The sequence below is a fragment of the Streptomyces sp. SID5643 genome (genome assembly GCF_009872555.1).
Taxonomy (GTDB): Bacteria; Actinomycetota; Actinomycetes; order Streptomycetales; family Streptomycetaceae; genus Streptomyces; species Streptomyces iakyrus.
Window position 1 is genome coordinate 1 of the sequence record NZ_WWIC01000004.1, and the last position, 2,502, is coordinate 2,502.

3 protein-coding genes are annotated in these 2,502 nt (G+C 70.7%); 2 read left to right on the forward strand and 1 reads right to left on the reverse strand.

What is annotated here, in order from left to right; translation table 11 throughout:
- Positions 1-246: 246 nt before the first annotated feature.
- Positions 247-720, forward strand: coding sequence for a carboxymuconolactone decarboxylase family protein (locus tag GTY56_RS00870; RefSeq protein WP_161361488.1), 474 nt, complete (start codon positions 247-249; stop codon positions 718-720).
- A 28-nt stretch (positions 721-748) separates the two neighbouring features.
- Here GTY56_RS00870 and GTY56_RS00875 read toward each other — a convergent pair whose 3' ends face one another.
- Entirely contained in the window at positions 749-1,453 is a 705-nt protein-coding gene (locus GTY56_RS00875; RefSeq protein ID WP_161361490.1) for an FCD domain-containing protein, read from the reverse strand.
- A 167-nt stretch (positions 1,454-1,620) separates the two neighbouring features.
- On the opposite strand from GTY56_RS00875, the gene GTY56_RS00880 reads away from it, so the two are divergent.
- Positions 1,621-2,502 (forward strand): sugar ABC transporter substrate-binding protein (locus GTY56_RS00880; protein ID WP_161361491.1); only part of this gene is annotated, 882 nt, incomplete at its 3' end.

The window sequence follows — 2,502 nt, forward strand, 5'->3', positions numbered from 1 at the left end:
GGGGTGGGCGCGGGCGCGCCGCCCTCCGCACCGCCGGTGCAGCCCGCCGCGAGGGCCAGCAGCAGCCCGGCGGCCGCGCAGGCGGTGCCCCGGAGCCGCATACGGACCAGTGTGACCCCGACGCGTGCGGGAGGGTAGGTCCGGCTCGGGGCAGCAGGAGACGCAGGTCACCTTCGCCCATGTCACATCGTGGCGAGCCGCTGCCTCATAGGGGTGTACGCACCGACCACGGCAGAGGAGCTCACCATGAGCGCACGACTGGACGTCTTCGCCCTTCCCAGCGCGAGCAAGCTCATCAAGCAGTTCTACTCCCTGGGGCGGCTGGTCGTGGAGTCACCGCTGCCGGCCGCCACCAGGGAACTGGTCTCGCTCCGCACGAGCCAGATCAACGGATGCGCGGTCTGCATCGACATGCACACCAAGGAGGCCACCGCCGCGGGCGAGAGCGCCGTACGGCTCCACCTGGTCGCGGCGTGGCGGGAGGCCACGGTCTTCACCGACGCCGAGCGCGCAGCGCTGGAGCTGGCCGAGCAGGGCACCCGGATCGCGGACGGCGCCGGCGGGGTCCCGGACGAGGTGTGGGAGCGGGCCGCCAAGCACTACGACGAGGAACAGCTCATGGCGCTGGTCACCCTCATCGCGTTCATGAACACCGCGAACCGGCTGAACGTCATGCTGGAACAGCCGGCGGGCGACTACCGGCCCGGCCAGTTCAAGTAAGTACGGCGCACCGGGCCCTGGGCGTCGCTCAGGGCCCGAGCTGGGCTCGTAGCCATTCCTCCACCTCGCCGACGTGCGCGGCCGCCGCCGCGCGGGCCGCCTCCGGGTCGCGGGCCGCCAGGGCGCGGTGGATGGCCGCGTGCTCGCGGCGGGTGCGGGCGAAGGCGCCCTCCTCCTGGTAGCCGCGCCAGACGCGGGCGCGGAACGTCCGGGACGACAGGCCCTCCAGGATGGCGGCCATCGTCTCGTTGCCCGCGGCCGCCGCGATCTCCCGGTGGAACGCGAGGTCGTGGGCGAGGATCTCCTCCGGATCGTCCGTGGCGTTCATCGCCGTCAGGTGCTTCTCCACCTCGGCCAGCTGGTCCGCGGTGATCCGCGCGGCGGCCAGCGCCGTCGCCGTCGACTCCAGGACCCGCCGGATCTCCAGCAGCTCGACCAGCTGCGGGCCGCGCGACAGGTCCGCCACGACACCGAAGGTCTCCAGCAGGTCGCCGGCCTCCAGCCGGGTCACGTAGATGCCCGAGCCGTGCCGGGCCTCCAGCACGCCCATCACCGTGAGCGCGCGGATCGCCTCCCGCATCGAGCTGCGGGAGATGCCCAGCCGGGCGGCCAGATCGCGCTCGGTCGGCAGCCGCTGGCCCGGCTCCAGCCGGCCCTCGCCGATCATCGCCTTGACCCGCTCGATGGCGCGCTGCGTCACAGTGCCCTTCTGCGGGGCTGACTCGTCGTCCACGCCACTCCTCCGATCACAGCGCTCCGGCGCAGTCTAGCCAGCAGGGTGGTCGGACCACTATGCGTCGGGAGCGAGGAAAGTCGCCGCCCGAGGGTGTTCCGGCGCAGGATTGGTCTGATAAGTATGCGGGCATCTGCTGGAACACCGGTCGATGGGAGCCCCCTGAGATGCCCGGAAGCACAGTGCGGAAGCGGAACACGTCCCGGATGTGCGGCGCGGTGGCCCTGGCCGCCGGAGCCTCCCTGGTGCTCGCCGCCTGCGGCAGCACCAAGGACACCGGCGCCTCCGGATCCGGAGGCGGTGACGGCACCGGCAGGGTCGGGGTGGTGCTGCCCCTGCTGACCTCGCCGTTCTGGCAGTCGTATAACGACTATGTGCCGAAGATGGCGAAGTCCGAGGGCGTGGACGCGATGAAGACCGTCAACTCCAACAGCGACCCCTCGCAACAGATCACCGACATCAACAACCAGCTGAACCAGGGCGTCCAGGGCCTGGTCGTCGCCCCGCTGGACAGCGCCGCCATCGAGGCCGGACTCGACCAGGCCGAGCGCAAGGGCGTGCCGGTGGTCGCCGTGGACGTGGCGCCCGACAAGGGCAAGGTCGCCATGGTGGTCCGGGCGAACAACGTCGCCTACGGCGAGAAGGCCTGCCGGTACCTCGGCGAGCACATCACCTCCGGCAAGGTCGTGCAGATCATGGGCGACCTCGCCTCGGTCAACGGCCGCGACCGCTCCGAGGCGTTCCGCGCCTGCGTCAAGAAGAACTTCCCGAAGCTGAAGGTCCTGGAGATCCCCGCCAAGTGGGAGTCCGACACGGCGGCCTCCAAACTCGACACCCTCCTCAACGCCAACCCCGACATCAAGGGCATATACATGCAGGCGGGCGGCGTCTACCTCGCCCCGACCCTCCAGACCCTCAAGTCCAAGGGCATGCTGAAGAAGACCGGGCAGAAGGGGCACATCGCCATCGTCTCCAACGACGGCATCCCGCAGGAGTTCGACGCGATCCGCAAGGGCGAGATCGACGCGACCGTCTCCCAGCCCGCCGAC